The sequence below is a fragment of the Rhodococcus sp. SBT000017 genome (assembly GCF_003688915.1).
Classification (GTDB): domain Bacteria; phylum Actinomycetota; class Actinomycetes; order Mycobacteriales; family Mycobacteriaceae; genus Rhodococcoides.
Window position 1 is genome coordinate 129,019 of sequence record NZ_REFU01000002.1, and the last position, 23,069, is coordinate 152,087.

Below are 23,069 nucleotides of genomic sequence, written 5' to 3' on the forward strand. Positions count from 1 at the left end.
AGCGGGCCAGCTCGGTGCCAGTGTAGTCAGCGGAGCAGCTCTGTCCTTTGTCTCCAAGCCACAGGCAGTCATCCCAGTTGCCACAATCAACAGTATCGCGCTGACATTTCGCAGACTTCTACCCATACTCATCCGTAGATCGCTGTCGGCCAGGCATTGCGTGGACTGAGCGCCGATTCCTCACTTGCCAACCACTTCAAAATCTCCTCCCTATCAGGGCTATTTCCCACCGGACGAATCGCAGTCCATAGTAAATCTTCCTGCTCATCACCCGTCGCATTCTGCGAGTATTCTTCAAGATTCGAGATACCGGCACGCTCGATCAGCTGGGCAACAATGTGCGACGCATCAGTACGCACTCGGTATGGCTCATCCAGATAGTTCCTTACGGCCTCAGAATACGGAAGCAGTGCCGTCCCATCCTCATTCCTGTACGAATCAGGAACATCCTGGATATTCACCGCACCAGCGCTGACCAGTGCGTCGAGAACGCTATGTCGCCTGAAGTCCGGGCTGCCCCACTTACTCGCCGAATACTCATCACTCCTGCGATCGAATCCGAACTGCGATGCATCGAGGGTCAGCTCGGGAGCCACCGGCGAATCGAGATCCTCGACAGACAGCACATACGGCTTCAGAAACTCGGAGCCAGCCGCGACGGCGATTCCACCAGGGCCCAATCCACCGGCAACGATTTGCCCCGCTGTCCACGCTGCAGTGAACTTCGAGTTCCGGGCATCGGCAGCTTCCTGCTTGTCGACTCCGTCCTGCACACGTTGGTCCATTTCGGTACTGAGCCCGTGATCGACAAGCCACTGCAGTCGATAAGCCTGGTCCCCCAGCGACGCATCGCCGGTTGTCGCGAACAGCCGATCCATCCGTTGACTCTCAGCGAGCGCAGTGCCGTTGATGATCTGGCTGGCCTGATCATCGGAGTCGAGAATACTGAAAACACGAAGCGGCTCAACAGGTCCGCCGATGTAGTCCTTGCTGCCGCCGAACTCGCCGAAGCCATGCGTCTGCGTGAGATCACCCGGCATACCGGTCATGTCCCCCACGAACGGGGCGAGCGCCTCGGCGACCTGAACCGCCGTACCGCCACCGATCTTCGGATCACCCGACAGCAGTGTCGTGTAATTGTTTGTGCCATACGATGATTCGGTACTGGCCATGATCTCTGCCAGACCACGTGCCGCGGCCCCTGCCCGCACCGAGTCCTCGACCTCGGCGGACCCTTCGGCCGCCGTCGAGTGCGCATCACGCGGAATCCAATCGGTGAGAGATGCCATCGCCGTACCGTCGTCGCGCTGCAGCAACGGCATCACCGCAGTATCTGCGTGGTACCCCGATCCGAGGATCTCCGGCCCACCCTCGCCGGTCAGGATGGCGTGCGCACCTTCGGCATTACGGGAACCGAGAGCAATTGCCTTCTCGAGGGCTTCCGTGTGACCGGCAGTGTCGATAGGTTCGTTGCTGAAAGGCAGGGCTCCGCCATGGGCATCGATCGCGGACAGGTGCATTCCCTGTCGAATCAGCTCGGTCGACATCTTCGTCCCGGGCTCGTTGCCCGCCTCCGCCAGCGACAGGGCGTCGAACAGCTTGCTCTGGCCCTCGTCGAAGTTCCGGTGATCATCGACGATCGGACCGTCACCGGGATACGTGAACGCATTGCTGTCCAGTCCGTCGATACCGAGACGTGGTCGAGTCGAAATGAGGTCACGCATGTCCTGAGGCAAGTTTTCGTAGGTGCCGGCTCCGGTGAGAGTCCCATCCGCGCCTCGGCCGGTGCCGACGTTCTCGTTGGACAAGACCATGACGCCGTTGGCGAGTGAGGCTGCCGCCTGCTGACCGGCCGAACCCTGCGATTGCAACTCTCGGCTGGCGGCGGTGAAGCCGTCGACACCCGCGGCGTCGTAGAACTCCTTCAGAAACTGCTGGGTGCTCGCAGGGATCGTTGCAGTGCCGCCGCCCAAGTAGTTCTCGAGCTGCGCGGGTTCGATCCCCGTGGCCCGCAGGTCCTCGGTGAGTTCGACGAGGATGTCAGCTGGGATCGATTCACCGTCACCGATGGCATCTCGCACCGCAGTACCGATCGCCCTACCGTCTTCGGCCGAGAGCACCGCTGAACCGACACTGGTACCACCGGGACCACCGTGTTGTTCGAGGTCTGCCAGACCATCGGTCAGTGCCGACCTCAGCGCCGTCAGAGCGGATCCGCAGTGAGCCAGATTCTCTTTCAAGCTGATTTGGAAATCCGCCGCTTGCCTGTCGAGTATGCCCTGCAACACCGGGCGGAGTGGGTCATCGTTGGCACCGGGAACCGTTGGGCTGGTGACAGTTCCGTCCGGTGCAACGGACATGCCGTTGAGGTCGACAGCGGTATCGCGAACGGTCAGAAGTGCTGTGCGATAGGCATCGAGCGCCTCTCCATGCGTGACCATCGCGTCACCTGCGGTGTCGGCCGCGCGTTTCGACGCCGTTGCGGTAAGCACCTCCGAGACCGCGGACATCGACGCGGCCGCGCTTGCGTCGCCTACCCACGTCTGTGCGCACCGGTCGACCGCGAGGTCCACTTCGGCCAAGCGGTCGACGAGAGCCGTCCCCGCTGTCTTCATCGCGCTGCCCGCCGCAGCCAGCGTCTGCGGGTTCCACGACTCGACCTGGGGAATCGTCGGAGTCATCACTGGCCGAACCCGTGGGTCAACGAGCCGAGCTGTCGCATGAATGCGTCCTCAACGGCTTCATAGGTGGCCGCGGACGTAGTAGCGCCTTCGGCCAAGGCGAGCGCTGCGGAACTGTGTTCCGCCACGGTGGTCTCGAAAGCCGCCGTCAGCCGACCCAGAAGATCGTCGATACCGGCGTCAGGCATCACCACTGCGTCAGTACTGCCGCTGACGGGCGCGGCAACCTGCGCGACTTCGTCCGCTGTGACCTTCAGCTGCGCCCCCAACGACCTGATCGCATCGAGATCGGCTTTCAGCATCTCCCCCACTGCACCTCCCCCAAAAAACTGGCGTCACCATGTCGCAGCCACAACGATCGGTATTCGACGAACAGAATCCGACCGGGCCCCGGACTCCGGCCAATCACATGCCCGTACCCGCGGCGACGTCGGCGATGGACTTCAACGTCCGATGATCTGCATACTCGGCCTCGTCGAAATAGCGCTTGAACACCGACCGCATCAATTCGATGACTTCGATGTGCTGCAACAGCACGACGCGCAGTGATCGATCACCACTGAAGGCAATCCTCTCGAACTTTTCGCCGAGCTGCCTAGCCGAATCCAAGGTGCCGAATGCCTCGACGTCGACGAGCGACTTGGTCTGGCCCAACATGTCTTGCAGGTGCCTGATGTATGCGGCACAGATCTCGTCGCACTGGAACGCCACGCCCTCTGGGATTTCCAGCACTCCCGCATCTGCCTGCGCAGATAGCGACTGCCACTGAATCATCGACGACGCCAGGTCATTCGGTTCCATTAACTCCCCTGTCACTTCGAGGACGGCAACGACGAACGAAGCGACCGGGCCAGGCGCTCGACCTCAGCGCACGGATCGGCGCGGGGCTCAGTCCGGGCAAGACCATCGAGCATGAAATAGACAACGCCTCCGTCGCGCCCGAAAGCGATGCCGCAACTGACTTCGTCGTACTTGATCTTGCGTTGAAACCGCAGACCGTCGAACCCGTCGACCGCGGTGAATTGCTCGAACGGTCCCTCCTCGCGCAGATAGTCCAACGAAAACACGGACGAGAAGACGCCGAGGTGGTACCACGATTCGGGGAGCGGATTCCTCCAATAGCACGTTGACCAATCCGGCGATATCGGCCGTTCACCAATTAAAGTTGACTTTTTGGTTTCTACCGCCAATCCAGCGGCTTCGATCGCCTCATCCGGAATGGTGCACGGATCCCATGTTTCAGTCGACACGGGCGCAGAGACTGCCGAGGTCGTCGACGGTGCTGCAGTCGGCGCACCGTCGGACACCCCGCCACATCCGGCTACGAGCAGCATTACGCCGACAACACCCGCTGCCCACCATCGCATCGCGCTCACACCACTCCATTTCGTCGACCCGCCCAATGCATTGGACGCAGCCCACGACGAATCGGTTCCAGCCTTGTCCGGCGACGTCAGCTTTGGATGCCGACTTGCCCGGTCTTGTCCCTTCGACAGAGATGAATTCGTCGCCGTCGTCAGCCCCAGCGGCTGCGGCACGCCGGGGCGCTGTTCGAGGTCCGCGCGGATCGGAAGGACAATGGTGAGCTGGCCGAGGCTGATCCGGACGCACCGCACCCCTTGGCAATCTGTTCGACGCCTGGTCGACTGACACGGATCACACTCATAGTTCGTACACGCCCAGGAGGAAACTTGACCGATCCTGCACGCACCGACGAGTACTTTCTCGGACTGGCAATCGAACAGGCACGAATCGGCTGGGATGAAGGCGGCGTTCCGATCGGCGCGGCACTCGTGCACGACGGCGAAGTTCTTGCTGTGGGACGGAACCGTCGTGTCCAGATGAACAGCGCAATCCGTCACGGTGAAACCGACTGCATCGAACGAGCAGGTCGTCTCCCCGCGTCGGTGTACCGAAAGTCGGTGCTCTACACAACCCTGTCTCCGTGCTTCATGTGCGCGGGAACCGCCCTGCTGTACGAGATTCCGCGAATCGTCGTCGGTGAGAACCGATCGTTCGAGAGGTCGGAGCGATTGCTACGCGAGCACGGAGTGCAGGTCGACGTCGTCGACAACGCCGAATGCGTGCAACTGATGGAACGCATGCTCGCTGAGCGCCCGAGCCTGTGGTTCGAGGACATCGGGGAGGACGCATAAGCGGCCCCGCCGAACCGGGCCTGTCTGTGCTGGGATCACTCAGCGAGCCAGCGCCTGCCAAGTCGCCTCGCCCGCGCGATATCCCGCCTCGAACAGCCACGGCCACTCGGAGAAGTCCTCGGGATCGACCACCACCGTCTCGACGCCGCCGTTCCCGCGCCGTTTGGGCATGTTCTCGGGATGGGACGCGAATCGATCCTTCAGGTAAGCGGGTTCGAGACTCTGTCGAAATATCAGCCACGTCTGAGGCGTGAAGCCCACGGCTTCAGCACGTTTCGCAAGGTCGATCCAGACTTCGGCATTGGCGTACCCGCCTTCGAGCACCAGCCTCCGAGTCTCGATCATCGGAAACACGCCGTACCAGATCGGCGGGTAACTCAATAGCGTTTGGCACCACGTACGACGCCGTTCCGGCGGAATGGGTTCCCACTTCGCCTGCGCTGCTTCGAGTTCGTCACTACCGGACATCGTTCACCTCGCCCCGGAGGTGCAACCCTCCATCGACTTGCGCGCCTGCGGTTGCGGGACGCGCCGGTTCTTCCCCTGGGGCACCCTGTCGATGGAGACGGGGTTGCCGGACAGCCGGCCAGGTACCGACAGCTGCCACTCATGAACTTCTCCCGACCATAGCCGAGAGGATCGACGCACACCACAGTCCGTGTGATAGACATATTCAGTTAGATGCACTATGCAATTAAATTGGGAGGGATCGTGCGTCACCTGCTTCGCGGTGCCATTGCCACCGCCGCTCTGCCGCTGCTTCTCGCGGGATGCGCGGGCTCGGGCAGCACCGAACCGGAAACCATGTCCGATGGCGGGACGACGACTGCAGCTTCCAGGGCTGTCTCAGCCGCCGAACAAGCAGGAGCTCAGCAGGCCACCGAGTTCCAGTACGACGGCGAGTTGGGCCCCGCCACCTGGTCGACCCTCAGCCCCGAATGGGGCGCGTGCGCCGACACGTCGGCACAATCCCCGATAGACCTCCACGATGCGACCCCTGCCGACCTACCTGCACTCGAATTCGATTATCGGCCAGGTGATGTCGCGCTGAAGAACACGACACACACGGTGCAGGCCGACGAGACACCTGGATCGGAGGTGGTCGTCGACGACAAGCACTTTCGGTTGACCCAGTTCCATCTCCACGAACCGGCCGAGCACGAACTCGACGGCGTCCGTCACGACGCCGAATTGCATCTGGTGCACACCGCCGAGGACGGAAGCATCACCGTAGTCGGGGTCCTCATCGACAAGGGCGCGCCCAACGCGGCACTGGGAAACTACTTCGACGAGTTGCCTGCCGTTGGTGACACCGCAGAACTCGACGATTTCGATCCTTCACAACTACTGCCTGCCGACCGCACGAACGTGCGCTACACCGGCTCCCTCACCACTCCCCCGTGCACCGAGGGCGTGCAGTGGATCGTCATGACAACTCCGATACAGGCCTCGGCCGAGCAGCTCGACGAATTTCGAGCGGTGATCGAACAGAACGCGCGGCCGCTACAGCAGCAAGGCGGCCGCAGCGTTCTACTCGACAGTGAAGGACGCTGACAGAGCGCTGCGCCGGGTGCTCCAAACGCCGCCGTCGTCAACTGGCGATGTCACCAACGAAATCAGGAACCAACAGAATCCGAAAAATACGACTGCGCCTTACAGAAAGAATCCAACCAAGGGCGGTGCTGACGTACTCGGATGCGGAGTGCTCGTCACCGCCCGATTGCATACGCGATCGTCAGCGTGAGTCCTGTACCTGCCACGCAGAGTACGAACGTAATCGGTACCGCCCAGAAGAGGGACGACCATCAGTAGAACCGCGCAGTACGTGCGTGGCGCTCAATTGCCCTACTGCTCAATACAATTCAATCGGTATTGAGCCTCTGCTCGAACACCGATTCGGCAGCAGGGCTGCATCTGTTCAGATTCATAGCGGCATTGAGCAAACGGACTTAGTATGAAAATCACTTGCCCAGACCCTCCGCGATCTCCCCGATGGACTTCAAGGTCCGCTGATCGGCGTACTCGGCCTCATCGAAATAGCGCTTGAACACCGACCGCATCAGCTCGATGACCTCGATGTGTTGCGTCAGCACGACGCGCAGCGATCGATCACCACTGAAGGCAATCCTCTCGAACTTTTCGCCGAGCTGCCTGGCCGAATCCAAGGTGCCGAATGCCTCGACGTCGACCAAATACTCCGTCTTACGCGCCATATTTTGCAAGTGCCGAATGTAGGCAGCGCAGACCTCGTCGCACCGGAACGCCACACCTTCGGGAATTTCGAGCTGACCGGACTCTGCCTGCATCGACAGCGACTGCCACTGCTGCATCGAAGCCGCCAGCTCGTTCGTTTCTGACCCCATTGCTTCTTCCCCAACTAGTTCGATGAAGGCATGGATGGCCGGAGCGAACGCGCCAACCGTTCGACCTCGACACACGGATCTCCAAGGGGCTCGGTCGCCAGAAAGCCGTCGAGGATGAGGTAGAACACGCCATTAGGGTGCTCGAAGGCGACGCCGCAGTTGACCTCGTCGTACTGAGCAGTCCGGCGGAACCTCAAACCGTCGAGGCCCTCAATCGGCTCGACCTGCCCGAAACGTCCACTGCCAAGTAGATAGTCCAGGCTCTCATCGGACGAGAAGATCCCGAGGTAATACCACGGCGTCGGCAAAGGGTTGGTCCAGATACACGTCATCCAGTTCTCCGAAATCGGCAGCTCCCCCACCAAGTTCGAAGACTTCGTCTCCACGGCCAACCCCGCGCCGCCGATGGCAGCGTCTGGGATGGTGCACGGATCCCACGCACCATTCGCCGGAGCGGTTGTCATCACCGATGTCGTCGACGGTGCCGCAACGGGCATGCCTTCGGTCGCGCCGCACCCGGTTGCAATCAGCATCACACCGACCACACCCGCGACCAGCAATCGCATCTTGCTCACAGCACTCCGTCCATGGAACCCATCCTTGATGTTGGACGCAGCTACCGATGCATCGGTTCCATTGCATCGGGACGCAGTTGTGCCTGGCGTTCCCGATCGGTGCGACGCTGTCCCCACTCGAGTGGACACCGTCGCACCCCGGGGTCGAAGCCGTGACCGGGCAACACTCCGGCCGAATTTCCCTACGAAGATCGGACATCCGTCATCATTGACGCGTGATCAAACAGGGAAGTGGTTTTGCTTTGCTCGGCGCGGTGATTGCGGTGCTGGGTCACTCGGCGACCGCGACTGCGGGGTACTCGGCGTACGTCTCCGGCGGGTCGTTCTATGGTCCGGACACCACGCTGGGGCCGTGGGTGCAGCCCATTGTCGCTGCTTCGACCGGCGCAGTGGTCGGCATGCTCGCAGGCCTGGTGCTGTACCTGTGCGGCTTTCGATTCGCCGTCGATCCCTCTCGGCGAGTAGGACTGGTCGCCGTTGCCGGTCTGATCGGAGTGACGCTGGGAATGACTCCCGTACTGATTCTGGTCGCAACAAGCTTTTCCGGTCTGAGTTCGAGCGTCTCGACCGACTACTTACTGCCGATATACGCAGGTACCGGAGTTTTGGCCTACATGCTCGGAATCGCCTCGGTTCGGTTGCTGCTCAGGGCAAGTCACGATCCGTTGTCGTCCCGGACGACCAAAGTCGTGGCTTCCTTTCTCCCGGTAGGAGGTGTCCTCGCCACTCTCGTCGGAACGGGGACTGCCTGGATTCGCGGATTCTCCACGACGGCATCGACCTTCGTCGCCGTGATCGTGGCGGTGCTGTGCGTACTCGTGGCAACCTTTGCACTCGCGCGGGCGTGGGCATTGCGCACGACGGCATAGGAGTTCGAGGGTCGACCGCCGCGCCGCCTAGAGTTGTGCGCGTGGCCGTGTCGGTCGACGCGGCTAGCCAAGGTCGTTTTGCCTCGGGGCAGTTGAACGAGAGAGGAAGCCGATGATCATCACCGGGTTGTTCTTCGCGGAGTACGCGCGAGCCTCCAACGACATGCTCGACATCCTCGGCGGCGTCTGGGATTCCTGCACGATTCCTCGCGACACCCGCATGCTTGAATGCCGCCTGATCGCGCTGCTGCAGACGGGCCCCGACGACATCGGCAAAGACTTCCCCGCGACTCTCGAAGTGCTCGACGCGAACGGCGAACACATCGTCAACCAACGCGGCCTCCAGATCCCCGGTGCCGGCTTCACCGGCGAGAATCGGTTCTGGTTCCTACCGATGCAGATGGTGTTCCGCGACGAAGGACGACACAACTTCATCCTCAGCGCCGGTGGGGCCACAGTGAGCGTCGGACTTCGCATCGCGTTCGCCTGACGCCATACGTGGAACAATTTGTGTGACAACGCGATTCAGCGATCCCTCAAGGCGCGCTATGCGGCCCCACGTTAGCGCCGAATCCCAACATGGTGGCGCTGATCCTCGTAATCAGCGTGCCACCAACGCCCTGCACGGGTTGAAAAATGCATCACCTCGAATGGACGTAGACGATCTTGGTTGAACACTCAATTCGCAGCGCCAGGTATTGAGGGTAGGTCGCATGCTCGGTACCTATGTCCTCCAAGTCCCATATACGGTTGTGGCATGTCGGGTCGGGGAACATCAAATGGCGCTGTCGCGCGAAGACAACAACCTTTAGACGGGTCTATTGCGACATGGCAATGGGTGCGCGAGCAAACGCTAAAGGGTCTCGACGCACTGATCGCGCGTAGAGTTCGACAAGCGAAACTCGTCAAGGTAACGAACAAGCCATTGCCGTTGCCCGAGCGAAAGCTACTGACCGTCATGACATCGGTTCCCTCACCTCGAAGTGGATGGTCGGGCCGCACCTTTGTCGTGTTGGATGCCGATACTGCGAGCGCAAGCGACCCAGTGCGAACCGAAGTCGAGTTGGCTTACGAACCGAGCGCCCGCCGGCTGGTACTGACGATCACCCCTTCCACTCGTAGGGCACTCGGCACTGCGACCCATGTACAAGTCGCGTACGTCGACGACTTCGATCTCGATCTACTTCAACAATTAAGGGTGCGACTCGAGGAGTCGACGCGCGCCCCTCTGGTCGTCGACTTGTGGTCACGTGAAGCGGTTCCTCCGATTCCCGCACGTTCCGCACTGAACCTGGAGCAACGGCAAGCCTTGACAGCGATGACAGAAGGGGGTGCGTGGCTGGTCTGGGGACCACCCGGAACTGGAAAGACGAAGGTCATCGTAGAAGCCGTGTCTCATGCGTTGAGTCGCGGCCGATCGGTTCTGATTACGTCGCACACCAACGTGGCAGTGGACAACGTGGTGAAATCCGTGGTGGAGGCGGTGACCGTACCCGGCCAGGTCGTTCGAGTCGGTGCGTCGGACAATCTCACGCCCAAGGTATCCGAACATCCCTGGCTCACAGTCGACAAGGCTGCCGCAGTAATGACCGACCGCGTCGCGCGATTACACGCGATCCAGTCGGCAGTCGCCGTTAATCGTGCCCACCCTGATCGCAATTACCTCGACGTCGTAATACAGCGACTCGAACGGGGCAACGGGGTACAGCTGGAATCCGCGCTTCGAGCGCGAGAAGCTGCAAACACCGCACAGGAGCTCGCCGAGCGCATCTCGGCGAGCACGGAAGAGTCGGCACGTCGACTCTCCGAGGTCGCGCGGGTCGAGCGGGCCGCTGAATCCAGCGCGATCGTGGCGTCGGTGTTGCCGGGGCTCAGAGAACGCGCGGCGGCGGCCGCGTCCAACGCACATAGGGTGGCTGAAGATGCCCTTTCCGGCGAGCGCAGGCTCACATCGCTGAGGGTCGCACACTCCGACTCGGTCCTGGAATGGTCGAAGGCCACGTCGGCGCGCCAATCCTGGAGTGCAGGACTGCCATGGCGGCGCCGAGAGGCGGATGCACGTGTGCTCCGCGCTCTCCAGATACGTGATGCGCTCGCGTCAGAGGTGCAGACTGCCCAGGCCGCGCTCGAAGCTTTGGCCGGCGAGGCTGCGATCATGGGTAGGGAGGCCACGACCGCCCAAGAGCAAGTCTTGGTCGGCGAATCAGCCGAGCGCCGCACCCGTGAGCTGATGAGGCAAGCGTCGGCCTTGCGAGCTGAGGAGTCTGCGGCGCAGGTGCATCGGGCGCACGTCATGGAAGAACACGACGAAGCGCGGCGCTCCGCCGACGCCGTGTCGAATCACGAGGGGATCATCGCCACGGCGCGCGAGGACGGAACTCTGGAGGCCCTCTCTGAACGCGACGAATACAACGAACGCGTGGCGACGCTCGAAGCCGCGTCGAGGGAGCTCGATCGCCAGAAGAAGCTGCTCGAAGACGAGTATGCGACGACCAAACGGGACCTGCTCGAAGGCGCACCGGTAATCGCGTGCACGCTCTCTTCGTTGACGACCAAGGCCGAGCTGTCGAACCGACGATTCGACACCGTAATTGTAGACGAGGCTGCGTCGGCTCAAATTGCGCAATTGATCTACGCTGGGTCGAAAGCTGATCGCTGCCTTGCATATGTTGGTGACTTTCTCCAGAATGCGCCGATCACCGATACTGATGACGCAATCACCGAGGACGACAAACAGGTGCTGCACTGGCAGGAAGATGACATCTTTGCATTGCTGGGTGTCACGGATCGTGCTTCTGCTGAGAATAATTCACACTGCGTGGCTCTGCTTACACAATATCGATACCCACCCATTATCGCGGGCATAGTCAACGATTTCTGCTACGATGGGCTTTTGGAGAGCTCCTGGCGAAAAAACGACGAATTGGCACCGACGCCCTACGTGATCTTCGTGGACACAGCAGCTCATCCTCGGCAGGGGTTGCGCCGGGACAACGAGTCGTGGACCCACCCCCTCGGTCTCGACTTGATCGAGACCATCCATGCTCGTCACCGGCCAGACGCGAACGCTCCATTAGGTCTTGTATCCCCGTACGCGGCGCATGCCCGGCGAGCGGAGGCACTTGCACGGAGGAACGCACTGTCCATCGAATGCGGGACCGCGCACAAATTTCAAGGACGGCAGTACAACGTCGTCATCCTCGACCTGATGCAGGACTCTGGACCCCTCCGCTGGGCCGCGCAAGCAGACTTATCCGGCAACAAGCGTGAGGTCTCCGCCGCCAAGCTGCTGAATGTTGGTATTACTCGAGCTCAACAGCGGCTCTACATCATCGGCGATTGGCGGGTAGTTCGTAGTACCCAGACTCCTGGAATGACGGCTATCGCGAGCTTGGTCGGCAGACCTGGGTTCGAACTTGTCTCAGCATTGGATATGACGGAAATGCGCTAGGGAGGCGCAGTCCACCTAATTCGAGTTCTGATCACGACTACCATGCTCTCGGGACCAAAATCATCCACATTTCGCACTACACCTTTTATCAATGAACCGACTAGGTTTAGTGCAGAAAGTTCGTGCGGCGACGGACAAGCTCGTTCCGCGGCAATCGTGTGCCTGAGAGCGAATTGCAGCTGCGCTAATACCTTCAAACATGGCCGCGACTGAACGAGCTTGCGCCAGAGCCCGATTGTCGCTGTCGAGTTAATGGCATCGACACAAGCACCCATCTCGTTAGCTGAATCGATGGCTGGCCGAGCACTGTTCGTGCTCGGCCAGCCAAGAATCGCCGATCTATCGCAGGGATATCTCAGCCCCGCCGGAGAACATCGAGTCGTGAACCTCAAGCGTCGCGGGAACCGCATCCACCGGGATGTCAAACACGATTGTGATATTCTGCGAGAGACCGGGATTGATATCGCCCCCGATCGCGGTTTCTGCCTCCAAATTGATCGCTGCCATCGCGTCGTTTTCGAATTCACGACCCTGTTCGTCGATCAATTTCTGGTTCGAGCCGAAATAGCTTTGCGCACGGTCGGACACATTGGTCACCGTGACACTGACCAGAACGAACTGCCCAAGTGCGTCTTTCTGGAGGTACGGGTTGTCGCCCAGGGTCGTGATTCCCGTCTCGACACCGGTCACGACGAAACCGAACTTGCCATCGCGCACTTCCTGGCCGATACCCGGTGCCGTCTGCTCAGGTTCTGGTGCGGGAGCAACCGATTCGACCGGAGCAACGACCGCAGCAGAAGGAGAATTTCCGGCTGCGATAGGTGCAGCCGTGGACGAGGTTGTGGATTGCGCCGTCGTACTGGATGTCTCCTCGTCACCCCCACCCACCATCCCGGCCACTATGAGCACAAGCACTACGCCACCTACCACCCACGGCCACTTCCGCTTTTTCTGCACTGGCGGTTGCGGCTCACCGTACGGCTGCTGAGGGTAGGGCTGCCCATGCGGAGGCGGGGCACCGTAAGGACCCTGGGGCTGCCCATAGGGGGACTGCCCTGAGGGCTGCGGCTGATTGGGATCGTGCGGAAATGTCATGAAGTCCTGGCCTCTGGTCGAAGTGGTGCCTAGTAGGTATACAACCGGCGAGTCGGAATGTTTCGCTCCAGCTTCGAGGTTCATCCGACCGAATGACTACGCGCCGTACAGTCTCCCCATCTCCCCTACTCCCCCGCGCTCGTCTGCGGTCCTCCGGAGTGAAAGCCGAAACCGAACACGCATCGACTCCCGCCGATCGCTTCCGGTGCTGGTAGTCCGCCACCGAGTCGAAGGCCGCCGTCACGCCGACCGAGTCGAAGGCCGCCGTCACGCCGACCGATGTCGAGACGTACGTTATCGACTTGTCCCGCTGGAAGCCCAGATCGGCACCCACCTCGACGGCATCGATGTTCGATCCCAGGAACAGGAAGTCTCAATTGTACTCAGCTTCCTGCCGCTGGATCAGCTCTCGCACAGCAGAATTCGTCCATTCCCGGCTCGCATTCTCGTGACCGTCGGTCATCACGAGCACCGTCAGCGAGCCGGGACGCTCGTCCTCCGGTATCGCGGCCAGACCGGCACCGACCTCGCTGACGAGCCGGCCGATCGCGTCGTACAACGCGGTGCTTCCCCGCGGCTCGAGCACGAGCGGCTCGACGTCCTCGATGGGCGCGTTGTCGTAGACCAGCTCGTACCGGTCGTCGAACTGCGCGAGCGTGACCACGGTCCGCCCCTCGGCCTCACGCTCCTTGGTGATGAACGAGTCGAATCCGCCGCGGGTGTCGTCGGCGATGGAATGCATCGAGCCGGACCGGTCGAGCAAAGCAGCAACGAGGGACAGCTGAAGGTTGGTCATAGTTTCCTCCTTCAGGTCGCAGCCGGAACTGCTCCGAGTGAATTGGATTGAGAGATAAAGGAAGAGCGATTGGCGCCGGCTACCGCAGCGCCACCGTCGTACCGCCCGAGAACGCCGAATCATGCAGCTCGATCTCGGCAGGCACGGTTCCTACAGGGACGTCGAACACGACGGTCGTATCCAGCGCGTTGCCTGGGTTGATCTGTTCGTAGCCGATGCCCTCGTCGAGGTAGGCAGTCGCGAGGCTGTCGACCGAGTACTGCTTGCCGTCGGCGTCGAGCAGCTTCTGCGAGGACGCGTCCAAGCTCTGCGCACGATCGCCGATGTTGCGCACGGACATCATCACCTGGACGTACTCACCCTGAGCAGTCTGCGTCAGGTATTCCGAGCCGACGGTCGTGACGGGCGGCGCGACGGCCGTGACGATGAACTCGAACTTCCCGTCACGCACTGGGACGCCGATACCCGGCTGAGTCGGCTCGCCAGGGGCAGCAGGAGCCGCTTCTTCCGACGACGGGGATCCGGCCGGCGCGGGAGCTGTCGGGTTCTCCGACGAACCACCACCGATGAGCCGAATGAGGACACCCAGCACGACGATCGCCAATATGACGGTCAGGATCTTGTGGCGGGCAAACCAACTCTTCTTCTGCTCGGGAGCGGGCGGGGCGTACTGCTGCTGGGGGTTCGGGTTGTGGTTGGTCATGTCGAAATTCCTCTCGTTCGGCGATGCATCAACCACACCGCAGTCGGCCCTGTCCGCGCCTCGGCTGACCGGTCGGTGTGCCTCCTCCTTTCGGTCGCATTAGGACAGTGATGCGGGCCGATCGGGCGATCCGCCGTGTCGGTGCTCGCCCGTACGCTGCAGTTCGTGAGCACCCACCGAACAGGCACCCTTCGCCGCAAAGCCTGGACCACGGCGGCGGTGGCCTTCAGCCTGTTCTGCTCGCTCATGACCGCCGGGTTGGCGGGATCGTCCGAAACGCCGGGGTGGAACCTGGGCATCGGAGTCACGCTCAACCTGATCGCCGGCGTCGCCTTGATCTGGCGACACGAACGGCCATGGGTGGTGCTGGGACTGGCGCTGGCCGGGCCGCTGTTCTTCGCGACCGATGCGACGGCAGCGTTGATTGCCCTGTTTGCCGTCGGTGCGTTCGCACGAACCAAGCCGCTCGTGATGGCTGCCGTCGCGGTATACGTCGCGTGCGGGGTGTCGTTGACGTACGACGCGCATCGCAGTCGGTACTACTCCGTACTGACCCTCGGCTCGACGAAGGCCGAGGACGGGTCCATGCCGGTGGAATGGGACGTCCCAGCGTGGATTCCGTGGGTCGTCGCGGCAGTGCTCGTCGGGTTGGTCCTGGGTGGAGCAATGCTGCACCGCACACGATCCGACCTGACGGAGGCTGTGGTCACGCGAGACAAGGTGACGGTGGAGTCCAACGCACTTCGTGAGGAGATGCTTCTCAACGCGGAACGTGCCCGCATCGCCCGCGACATGCACGACACCCTCGCTGCCAGCCTCAGTCGCATCTCGTTGTTCGCGGGCGGAATGCAGGTCGACAGCACCGAGGGGCCTAGAAGGTAGCCCAGACGGCCTAGTTGATTCGGCAGACCGCGCACGATGCGCTCGATGAGCTCAAGCGCATCATCGGCATGCTGCATGGATCGGTCAATGACTCGGACGGGGGCCGGCAGAGTGTCGAGGGCATTTCCAATCTGGTGAACTCATCGCGGTCGCCATCGCGACCTGTGCGAGTGAGACGACATGGTCGCTGTCGCGGATGATCGGTGCCCAGACCGTCGGCGCAACCGTGTGCTGGCGACAGTGATCACTGGCGGCAGTAAAAATGCCGGATCGACCTGCTCAGCATTGGTCTCACCGCGATCAAGACTATTTGTCGGGGCAAACCCATGGAAAACCGTATGAGGCAGCAGCCGGTGTGTCGACTCCTACGTTCAAGTCATGCTCGCTAGCCTGAACCTATGCCCGACTCCAAACCTTCGATGCCAGCACAAGTCCGCCATGTCAAAGATGCACTTGTAACGGAATTTTACGGAAGAATCGACCTGAGCGATCTTTCACCGACCAGACAGAACGCAGACGATTCCGCATTTCTCACCCGCGCACTTTCCGCTCTATCTACCCGAATGCTGACGAACTGTACGTCGGACGAAGCAGCAATATGCGTCATCGATGGCCGCGACGACTACGGGATTGATGCGGTGGGCACTTCAGATACTGCACCGGTAATCTGGCTTATACAAGCCAAATGGAGCAACAAAGGCGAGGCAGGTTTTGATACCGCAGCTGCGAACAAGCTTGTGCGTGGTTTCAAGAAACTTGACGAACAAGACTTCGACCGCTTCAACTCAAAATTTCAAACGCTTGCACCCAAGGTTAAATCAATACTGAGCGATCCCAACTGCATGGTAAAATTAGTCGTCGCCATTATGGGGGAGAATGAACTTCACACTGACGTGGAAGAGGTTCTTATCGACGCGGCCAACGACTTTAATGTCTTCGGAAGAAGCGTCTCTCATCAAATCCTCAAAGGAACAGACTTTCACGCACAAGTACGTGCCGACATTGCGCCTCAGCCCATCTCTATCACTGCCACCATGGACTCAGGCTGGCACTACCGAGACACGCCATACGAAGCTTACTACGGACTCGTTTCGATGGACGAAGTCGCAAACTGGCACCAAACCTTCGGAGACAAACTATTCGCTAAGAATGTTCGCAAATCACTCGGCCTCACCACCGTAAACAAAAGGATAGTCGACACCTTAAACGAATCGCCCGAAAATTTCTGGTATTTCAACAACGGAATCACCATAATATGCCAAGAAGTAAATAAAGAATTCTTCAAAAAGAGAGCGGCTGGCGAACCCGTGAAGATTCATATGCGTGATGCCAGCATTGTAAATGGGGCACAAACGGTAGCCTCTACCGACCTCGCGACCAAAAATACCGAGACCACTCTTACAGACGCGTACGCAACGGTGAGAGTTACGGCCTTCAGGAGGCTGAAAAAGATTTCGCGGCGCAGATCACTGAAGCCACAAACACGCAGAACCATATGGAACAAAGAGATTTTATCGCCATTGACTCGACTCAGGAAAGGATTAGGGAGGAATTCGAGCTCTCGTTGCAGAAGTCATATACCTTCAAACGGGGCGAAATGGACCCTCCACCAGAACTCGGATGCTCCGTTGTTCACGCGGCCATCGCCCTCGCGTGCGCGCATCCCAATCCAATCTGGGCAATAAATGCCAAACAAAATTCCGATTTGCTTTGGGAGAAAGGAAGCGGTGGCGCGTATACAGTCTTGTTTGGCAACTCACCAACTGCATTTCAAATTTGGCGTTCGGTACAAGCTATGCGCATGACTGCGGCCGAGTTGCACTCGATTCGCGACGGTCTAGTGGGTCGAGCTTCCGCCATAATTGACCACGGCGACTTGCTTATACTGCATCTTGTTTTCCAGTTTCTCGATACTAATGAGATCGATGACCCCGATCTGGACTGGTCCGCTAAGCTAGCCCAGATTCCACAAACGGTTACGTCAATTGTCTGGATTTTAATTCACAGCCTAAACGAAGAATTTGGCCTCACCTCTTTTGTTTCAAGCACTTTCGCAAGCACAGATCGAGCACTCAGGCTCGTCGATTTGGTAAAAATTGGATTGGCAAAAGAGCCCGCTAAGCCAGTCAATATCGACGAGTTCCGAAAGCCGACCAAAACTACTGGCAAGAGGCGTCCAACCGCGGTCAAACTACTTCTTGATGCCAAAATTCTTAAAACCGGCACTCCCCTCGCCTACAACATAACGAGCGAAACCGAGCGCAAAGCTATTAGCCGCTGGATCTCACAGGATGCCTCACGGGGACTTGCCACCTGGAACGGCGGAACCTCTCGTCCGCTAACATGGAAGTATGACGGCGAAGACTATTCCCCGTCGGGATTAACAACTAAGATTTGGTCCATGGCAGGCTGGGATGACTCATGGGTTGCGGTGCAGGGACCAAAGCAGTGGTCAGTCCTCGGAGGCGAGACGCTCGCAGAGCTGGCAAGTGCAATATGGTCGGATCTCTCGAAGTCATCAGATTGATTTGCCAACATCTTATTGATCGGGCGGGGAAACTCGATATTCGAGGATTCGGTTTCATTTCTGCACGACCGCACAAATGTAGAACCCTGAATGAACCGCCGCGCTGCAACGGTCATCTCAGCAGAAGATTAATGGTCGTCGAGTCGAAGTTCAGGCAAGTCCAGAACTTCTTCGATCACGGATTCGTTAGACGACATAAAAATATGGTGGCGCTCGTCATTTGTGAGATACGTTAGGAGCTCATCCCTAAGTTTGTGCATACCCTCATAATATGCCCGCATTGGTGCTGAGTACTCATACGCGGTTCGCGCATCAGGAGCAATTGGAACACGAATCTCTCTATATCGCGTACCCACATCTTCACGATTAGTCTGCATAAATATTATGCGATCCCATTGACGGCGCACCGCTTTAAGCGACATTGCCCAGAGCAAGTAGAAATTGTCAAACTCCGCGGAATCGGAAGCGTGAAGTACAAGTATTTCCTTGGTCAGAACTAGATGCTCTTGACCGGGCATCAATACTGCAAAGTCTCCGATATTTTTGCTGGTTCTGATTGGGGTGAGTAGGTCGAATGGTGCCAGACCAGAGGACCCGCCGCGCCAGTATTTCTTCGCCACCACCTCTGTAACTCGATTTGTAGGATTAATATTAACCTGTCCGGCACGCAGATCCGAAACTTTGATGTAAGGAACAGTTCCAGTACGCATATCTGCAGAGGGAGAACCATGACCCTGTCGGGCGATAACAGATCCGCGATCAATTAGGTCACCAAGTGAAATTGATTCGAATCCTTGCATGTCTTCGCACTTAAGCAAATTTTCAAGGTCAAAGTCGGGACGGTTGTCGAAATACACCGGGACACCGATGTAGGGCTCGGCGATTGACTGACTCTCCACCCATCGGGAAGTGTCCGTCGTCTCCCCGTCCAGCAAAGCCGCGATGTCGCGTCGGACGAGATCGTTTACTTTATTAGTTCGCGTTCCAGTCTCAGCATCGATATCGTAGAGGGTATCCCCATCCTTATTTATTCCAACTGTTGGAGCATAGGAAACAAAGACTTTCCCATTCGTGAACCATTCCGGGGTGTGAGACATGATCAGACCTTCTCAAAAATGTAGAAGTTAGTTTTCGCACGACAGAACCCCTGAAAGGCCTCCATCGGTATATTAACCACACCTCGAAGAATGAATCTACAATCGAGCCACTTCGGGAACCATGAATATGACGATGAGAAGAAATATGTCTCAGGGAGTACGATTCCCAGTCGGCCGCCCTTCTCGAGCAGCCGGAAGGCGCGTTCGATGAATACTAGCCCAATCTCAACATCATGATATGGATCGGTTTCGCTTCCACCCTTGCGTGCGATTGTATACTTGTTTCGAGCTGAATCACTCTTGCTTACTTTCAGATTTTGACCAAAGGGCGGGTTGGTGATTACGACCGAGAACTGCGCGTTATCCATAGCGACCCCCAGTTTGGGATAGTCTTTTTCCCACCTATCCTCTCGTATAGAGTCGCCCGAAATGACATTCACCGACCCGTCACCCAGCCCCATGAGAATCGCGCGGGTCAGCTTGACATTAATCTGATCGCGGTCGATTCCATACAAATTGCGATGAGCCCAAGTTCTCGCATTTGCTAGCGCATTTGGTCCTTGCGAGCGTCCTGCACGTTCGAGAAGTTGCAAGTAGGCTTCGGAAAGAAATCCTCCAGTGCCACAAGCCGGGTCGATTACACGGTCTGACACCCTAATGTCCATAATCGAAACTGCGGCTTCAATAACGCGACTCGGGGTGTAGTACTGTCCCTCTCCCGCTTTCAAATTGGCGGTGCGGAAGATTTGAAATGCTGCAGAAAGCGCCTCCGGCCGCACTGTCAACAAGTCTAGACCCGACAGCTCGTAGACCGCTTGATGAATCGAATGATCATCAAGACGGATACTTTCCTCCATTGTGTCTGCGAAAATCTGAGGACGCCTGCTCCTCAATTTTTTGAACTGCTGATCAAGATTAGCTGCTGTAGCGTGTTCAGTTGCTGAAAGCTGAAAGTCGAGAGGTCTGTCAGGTTCATCTTGACCAATGGTGTCTGATTCCATTTTTATCAGCAGCAGGTTGCAGATCTCATTCAGCCGTGCTTCCGATCGCGTGGACACGCTGTCTCGTGCAACGATCACGTTCAGGAGCCTGTAGAAGACCGACTTCAGGACATTGATCTCAGCTGGCTTGAGGTCACCATACGTTAGCGGTTTCTCAGACGGCTTGGAGAAATTCTCACCCGGCTGTGGAAGACCGTGGTTCCTAAGGTGCTTGAATGTACCGTCTGCAAGACGGTACACTCGAATGTCCTCGGTTCCATTTGTCCAATACCCCATCCGGGCTCTTGGTTCTCGATTCAGATATATTTCAAGCTGAGAAACACCCTCCATAAGGTTTGGAGCCTTGAACTCAAACACAACGAGAACGTACTCCCACGAACCAATATGATCCTCGTCTTGAAACAAGACAAGATCCACCGGCCACCCACTGAATGAACTACTCGTCTCCCTCTTAGCCGCGTCATGTGGAGACTTGGGAACGCGCCACTCGGGCTTCCACTGTAGTTGCTCGCGTTTCCAGCCCAGCGTCACTAGCTTTTCGATCGCTGGCAACCGAACTTGCTGATGCTCGGGGCCTGACAGCGTCCGGCCTGGGCCGTCTTTACTGAAAAGCGTTTCGTTGCCGGAGGGGCTAGCGGTACTCATGAGATCTCCATAGCTCTTTCGATGACCCCTACCACGCTAGTCGAGTGGGAAGTTTCAATGTGTACGTGCACCCTGTGGACTCAGCTACAGCGTAGGGTACGCCTGATTTTGCGACGCTCGTCTCGATGAGGGGTTTAGCCGTCCGAGCCAGATTCGTTGCTGATCGTCTGCGACCTCTTGATGCGGTGCCTAACGTACTTTCCGTCCCAATAGCCGTCCATCTGGTTGACAACCAATGGACGAGGTTACGGCGACGTGTCTTGAAGGAGGTCATCCAGGCGGTCGAGTCCATCAATCGGGTATCGAACAGGATCCGAGGATGTACTTGGGCGTTTCGTACGCTCGGCCGCGGTCACCGGTCCCGACCTGGATGCGATTGCTGTCTCGCTGCGACGTTCTTTGCGGCCCAGCGAACGGCCGAAGAGCTGCACACGGGGAGCCCTGCGGGTGAGCAGGCGCATTCTAACACCCAGTACGATCCGAAGTCAGCGACGCTCAGGAGCGCAACACCATCTTGAACTGGAAATGGCTTCTAGGATTGCCCCCCTTGGGGTGAGTCACCATGAGCTCGCACCGTCAGGCCATATTGCGCGCAGCATCCATAGCGGAGTACAGGACGCTGAGACACCGCTTCCCATCGACGGCATGGTCATTTGCCATCCAACAGAACTGTCACCCTGCCGCTAAAATACCGCACCTCGTCCACGGTCGGCGCAAGTTCAAAAGCATGTTGTTGCATGCGTTGCTTAATCGGTTCCATGCCATCGCTGCAGCGTCCGCGTTCTCGGCCGTATCGAGTGACCGAAGAATCACCAACCGCGATCGCATGCTCGGCCGCTCGATGTCTACGCCCAACGCCACGCAACGCTCGACTACCAGCTCCTCCAACGCCTGGCGAGCAAGGAACGCAGCCAGGCGCGCCGATCCGCCTGCAGCGCCATGACTTCCGTCCAGCAGCAGCTCGGCGCTTCGGAGCGCCACTGCCGGCGACGTTGTCGTAGTCATTCGGCGAGGATCCCGTCGACCATCTTCTTGAGATCAGTGACCACTTCCCAAGTGATCGGTCGATCCGCGCCTTTGTGACTGCCGGCGTTCGCGATATGCAGCGTCGGGAATCGTTCGGTGCGAAATCCCAGCCACTGCGACACGTCTTGATCGGCATCCTGGTGCACGGCCAGCGCAATCTTGTTGCGAGTCTTGAGCACCGCTGACCACCGCTCCTCGGTCTGCAGTCGACTCTCCCCCGCCCGGTGCTGCTTCGCGTAGAACACCTGCTGCGCAGCAGATTCCAACGCCAACCGGAACAACCCGGGCGCAACGCGACGCTTGACGTAGTCGGGGACGTTCTCGTCCAGCACCAGAGCCCGCACATCCTGGACGTACCGCGTCGCCTGGTTCAACGTCTCGGCAACGCTGATCCGCGAACCGTATTCGCGCGTCACCTCGACCAGCCGAGCATCGACCGCGAGCTGCCTTATCGCCGTGGCCAATCGGTCGTCGTGCGAGAACACGATGACCTGACGAGTTGTCGCCAAGCTCGACAGCACCTTGATGAAGCCGTCGATCTTCGCCGGATCCATGGCCTGAATCGGGTCGTCCAACACGACGAAGCGGAACGGACTGTCCGGCGTGGTCGCTCTCGGAATGAACAACGCCAACGCCAACGCGTGTAGCTCACCCTGACTCATCACCGACAGCGCCGGGGATTCGACACCATCCACAGACCCGGTCAGCTCGACCCGTCGACTGGTGTTGACGCCCAGCAGATTGATGGCCCCGAGGTCGACGTTGCTTTCCTGCCGCAGTTCTGCCCAGATCGTCCGAGCCTGCTCGGCAATGGGAGCCAGACGCTGATCCCGTAGGTCCTGTGTGTGCGAGGCGATCCACTTCTTGGCCGCCTCGACATTCTTGACCGTCTCGTCGACACCGCGTGCCTCGGTCTCCAGATTCGCCCACGATGCCAGACTCCCCGCCAGCGGTGCCCACGTGTCCTCTAGCTGGGTGACGGCGGCTGCTGCTTCGCTGCGCAGTGCCTCCGCCTGCTCGATCACCGTGGGAAGCGTCGTCGCGACATGATTCACGAGTTCCGAGGGATGCTCAGGCTTCGTCCGGGATGCGGCTACTGCAGCCTGATATGCCTGCAGCGACGGCAGATCCACCCCATCGACCTCCACCGCGTCGGCGATGTCGTCGAGAAGTTCGGACGCCGCACGTTGCGCCTGCTCGAG

General features: G+C 59.1%; 20 protein-coding genes, 2 pseudogenes and 1 riboswitch. Of the genes and pseudogenes, 9 read left to right on the top strand and 13 right to left on the bottom strand.

The window, feature by feature from the left end:
- Nucleotides 1-128: 128 nt before the first annotated feature.
- From AYK61_RS21810 to AYK61_RS21825, 4 genes are all read right to left on the bottom strand, one after another.
- The gene (locus AYK61_RS21810) at nt 129-2,681 is read right to left on the bottom strand and encodes a hypothetical protein (RefSeq protein ID WP_121873077.1); all 2,553 of its coding nucleotides are present in this window, start codon (nt 2,679-2,681) and stop codon (nt 129-131) included.
- On the bottom strand, nt 2,681-2,992 hold the full coding sequence (locus AYK61_RS21815; protein WP_121873078.1) for a hypothetical protein: 312 nt from the start codon (nt 2,990-2,992) through the stop codon (nt 2,681-2,683). Before AYK61_RS21815 ends, AYK61_RS21810 begins: the two co-directional genes overlap by 1 nt.
- Before the next feature lie 94 nt (nt 2,993-3,086).
- Nucleotides 3,087-3,482 carry a hypothetical protein gene (locus tag AYK61_RS21820; protein ID WP_121873079.1) on the bottom strand — a complete coding sequence of 132 codons (396 nt, stop codon included), beginning with the start codon at nt 3,480-3,482 and terminating at the stop codon, nt 3,087-3,089.
- An 11-nt stretch (nt 3,483-3,493) separates the two neighbouring features.
- Nucleotides 3,494-4,297: a DUF3558 domain-containing protein gene (locus tag AYK61_RS21825; protein WP_259468217.1), complete on the bottom strand. Its 804-nt coding sequence runs from the start codon at nt 4,295-4,297 to the stop codon at nt 3,494-3,496.
- 75 nt (nt 4,298-4,372) lie between these two features.
- On the opposite strand from AYK61_RS21825, the gene AYK61_RS21830 reads away from it, so the two are divergent.
- The gene (locus tag AYK61_RS21830; RefSeq protein ID WP_121873080.1) at nt 4,373-4,837 is read left to right on the top strand and encodes a nucleoside deaminase; all 465 of its coding nucleotides are present in this window, start codon (nt 4,373-4,375) and stop codon (nt 4,835-4,837) included.
- Nucleotides 4,838-4,876: 39 nt separating this feature from the next.
- Here the strand turns inward: AYK61_RS21830 and AYK61_RS21835 are convergent, their stop codons facing one another.
- Nucleotides 4,877-5,305, bottom strand: a complete 429-nt coding sequence (locus tag AYK61_RS21835) for a mandelate racemase/muconate lactonizing protein (RefSeq protein WP_121873081.1) — start codon at nt 5,303-5,305, stop codon at nt 4,877-4,879.
- A 28-nt stretch (nt 5,306-5,333) separates the two neighbouring features.
- A riboswitch (SAM riboswitch) is annotated at nt 5,334-5,452 on the bottom strand.
- Nucleotides 5,453-5,518: 66 nt separating this feature from the next.
- On the opposite strand from AYK61_RS21835, the gene AYK61_RS21840 reads away from it, so the two are divergent.
- Nucleotides 5,519-6,391, top strand: coding sequence for a carbonic anhydrase (locus tag AYK61_RS21840; protein WP_121873082.1), 873 nt, complete (start codon nt 5,519-5,521; stop codon nt 6,389-6,391).
- A 407-nt stretch (nt 6,392-6,798) separates the two neighbouring features.
- Here the strand turns inward: AYK61_RS21840 and AYK61_RS21845 are convergent, their stop codons facing one another.
- Nucleotides 6,799-7,200, bottom strand: coding sequence for a hypothetical protein (locus AYK61_RS21845; RefSeq protein WP_121873083.1), 402 nt, complete (start codon nt 7,198-7,200; stop codon nt 6,799-6,801).
- Nucleotides 7,201-7,214: 14 nt separating this feature from the next.
- A complete protein-coding gene (locus tag AYK61_RS21850) occupies nt 7,215-7,766 on the bottom strand; it encodes a DUF3558 family protein (RefSeq protein WP_147458378.1) in 552 nt (183 codons plus the stop codon).
- Nucleotides 7,767-7,990: 224 nt separating this feature from the next.
- Here AYK61_RS21850 and AYK61_RS21855 point away from each other — a divergent pair, with 224 nt between their 5' ends.
- From AYK61_RS21855 to AYK61_RS21865, 3 genes are all read left to right on the top strand, one after another.
- On the top strand, nt 7,991-8,644 hold the full coding sequence (locus AYK61_RS21855; protein ID WP_121873085.1) for a hypothetical protein: 654 nt from the start codon (nt 7,991-7,993) through the stop codon (nt 8,642-8,644).
- A gap of 112 nt (nt 8,645-8,756) precedes the next feature.
- Nucleotides 8,757-9,134, top strand: a complete 378-nt coding sequence (locus AYK61_RS21860) for a hypothetical protein (RefSeq protein WP_121873086.1) — start codon at nt 8,757-8,759, stop codon at nt 9,132-9,134.
- 348 nt (nt 9,135-9,482) lie between these two features.
- Nucleotides 9,483-12,095, top strand: coding sequence for a DEAD/DEAH box helicase (locus tag AYK61_RS21865; protein WP_220709165.1), 2,613 nt, complete (start codon nt 9,483-9,485; stop codon nt 12,093-12,095).
- A gap of 339 nt (nt 12,096-12,434) precedes the next feature.
- Here the strand turns inward: AYK61_RS21865 and AYK61_RS21870 are convergent, their stop codons facing one another.
- The 3 genes from AYK61_RS21870 to AYK61_RS21880 all read right to left on the bottom strand — a co-directional run bounded on the left by AYK61_RS21870 (nt 12,435) and on the right by AYK61_RS21880 (nt 14,689).
- Nucleotides 12,435-13,010 (bottom strand): DUF4352 domain-containing protein, encoded by a 576-nt coding sequence (locus tag AYK61_RS21870; RefSeq protein WP_259468218.1) that lies wholly within the window; start codon nt 13,008-13,010, stop codon nt 12,435-12,437.
- 553 nt (nt 13,011-13,563) lie between these two features.
- Nucleotides 13,564-13,986: a hypothetical protein gene (locus AYK61_RS28005; protein ID WP_259468219.1), complete on the bottom strand. Its 423-nt coding sequence runs from the start codon at nt 13,984-13,986 to the stop codon at nt 13,564-13,566.
- A gap of 79 nt (nt 13,987-14,065) precedes the next feature.
- Nucleotides 14,066-14,689 (bottom strand): DUF4352 domain-containing protein, encoded by a 624-nt coding sequence (locus AYK61_RS21880; RefSeq protein ID WP_121873089.1) that lies wholly within the window; start codon nt 14,687-14,689, stop codon nt 14,066-14,068.
- A 165-nt stretch (nt 14,690-14,854) separates the two neighbouring features.
- Here AYK61_RS21880 and AYK61_RS21885 point away from each other — a divergent pair, with 165 nt between their 5' ends.
- The 4 genes and pseudogenes from AYK61_RS21885 to AYK61_RS28325 all read left to right on the top strand — a co-directional run bounded on the left by AYK61_RS21885 (nt 14,855) and on the right by AYK61_RS28325 (nt 18,098).
- Nucleotides 14,855-15,571: a histidine kinase dimerization/phosphoacceptor domain-containing protein gene (locus tag AYK61_RS21885; protein ID WP_259468220.1), complete on the top strand. Its 717-nt coding sequence runs from the start codon at nt 14,855-14,857 to the stop codon at nt 15,569-15,571.
- A 1,094-nt stretch (nt 15,572-16,665) separates the two neighbouring features.
- Nucleotides 16,666-16,908: pseudogene (locus tag AYK61_RS28315) on the top strand (AIPR family protein); the annotation flags it as partial.
- An 80-nt stretch (nt 16,909-16,988) separates the two neighbouring features.
- Nucleotides 16,989-17,108, top strand: a pseudogene (locus tag AYK61_RS28320) (hypothetical protein); the annotation flags it as partial.
- Between the two features lie 264 nt (nt 17,109-17,372).
- Nucleotides 17,373-18,098 (top strand): hypothetical protein, encoded by a 726-nt coding sequence (locus tag AYK61_RS28325; protein WP_147458379.1) that lies wholly within the window; start codon nt 17,373-17,375, stop codon nt 18,096-18,098.
- A 128-nt stretch (nt 18,099-18,226) separates the two neighbouring features.
- Here the strand turns inward: AYK61_RS28325 and AYK61_RS27095 are convergent, their stop codons facing one another.
- The 3 genes from AYK61_RS27095 to AYK61_RS28020 all read right to left on the bottom strand — a co-directional run bounded on the left by AYK61_RS27095 (nt 18,227) and on the right by AYK61_RS28020 (nt 23,000).
- Nucleotides 18,227-19,195 carry a hypothetical protein gene (locus AYK61_RS27095; protein WP_147458380.1) on the bottom strand — a complete coding sequence of 323 codons (969 nt, stop codon included), beginning with the start codon at nt 19,193-19,195 and terminating at the stop codon, nt 18,227-18,229.
- A 2-nt stretch (nt 19,196-19,197) separates the two neighbouring features.
- The gene (locus AYK61_RS21895; RefSeq protein WP_121873091.1) at nt 19,198-20,841 is read right to left on the bottom strand and encodes a class I SAM-dependent DNA methyltransferase; all 1,644 of its coding nucleotides are present in this window, start codon (nt 20,839-20,841) and stop codon (nt 19,198-19,200) included.
- Nucleotides 20,842-21,842: 1,001 nt separating this feature from the next.
- On the bottom strand, nt 21,843-23,000 hold the full coding sequence (locus tag AYK61_RS28020; protein ID WP_259468221.1) for a hypothetical protein: 1,158 nt from the start codon (nt 22,998-23,000) through the stop codon (nt 21,843-21,845).
- Nucleotides 23,001-23,069: the final 69 nt, after the last annotated feature.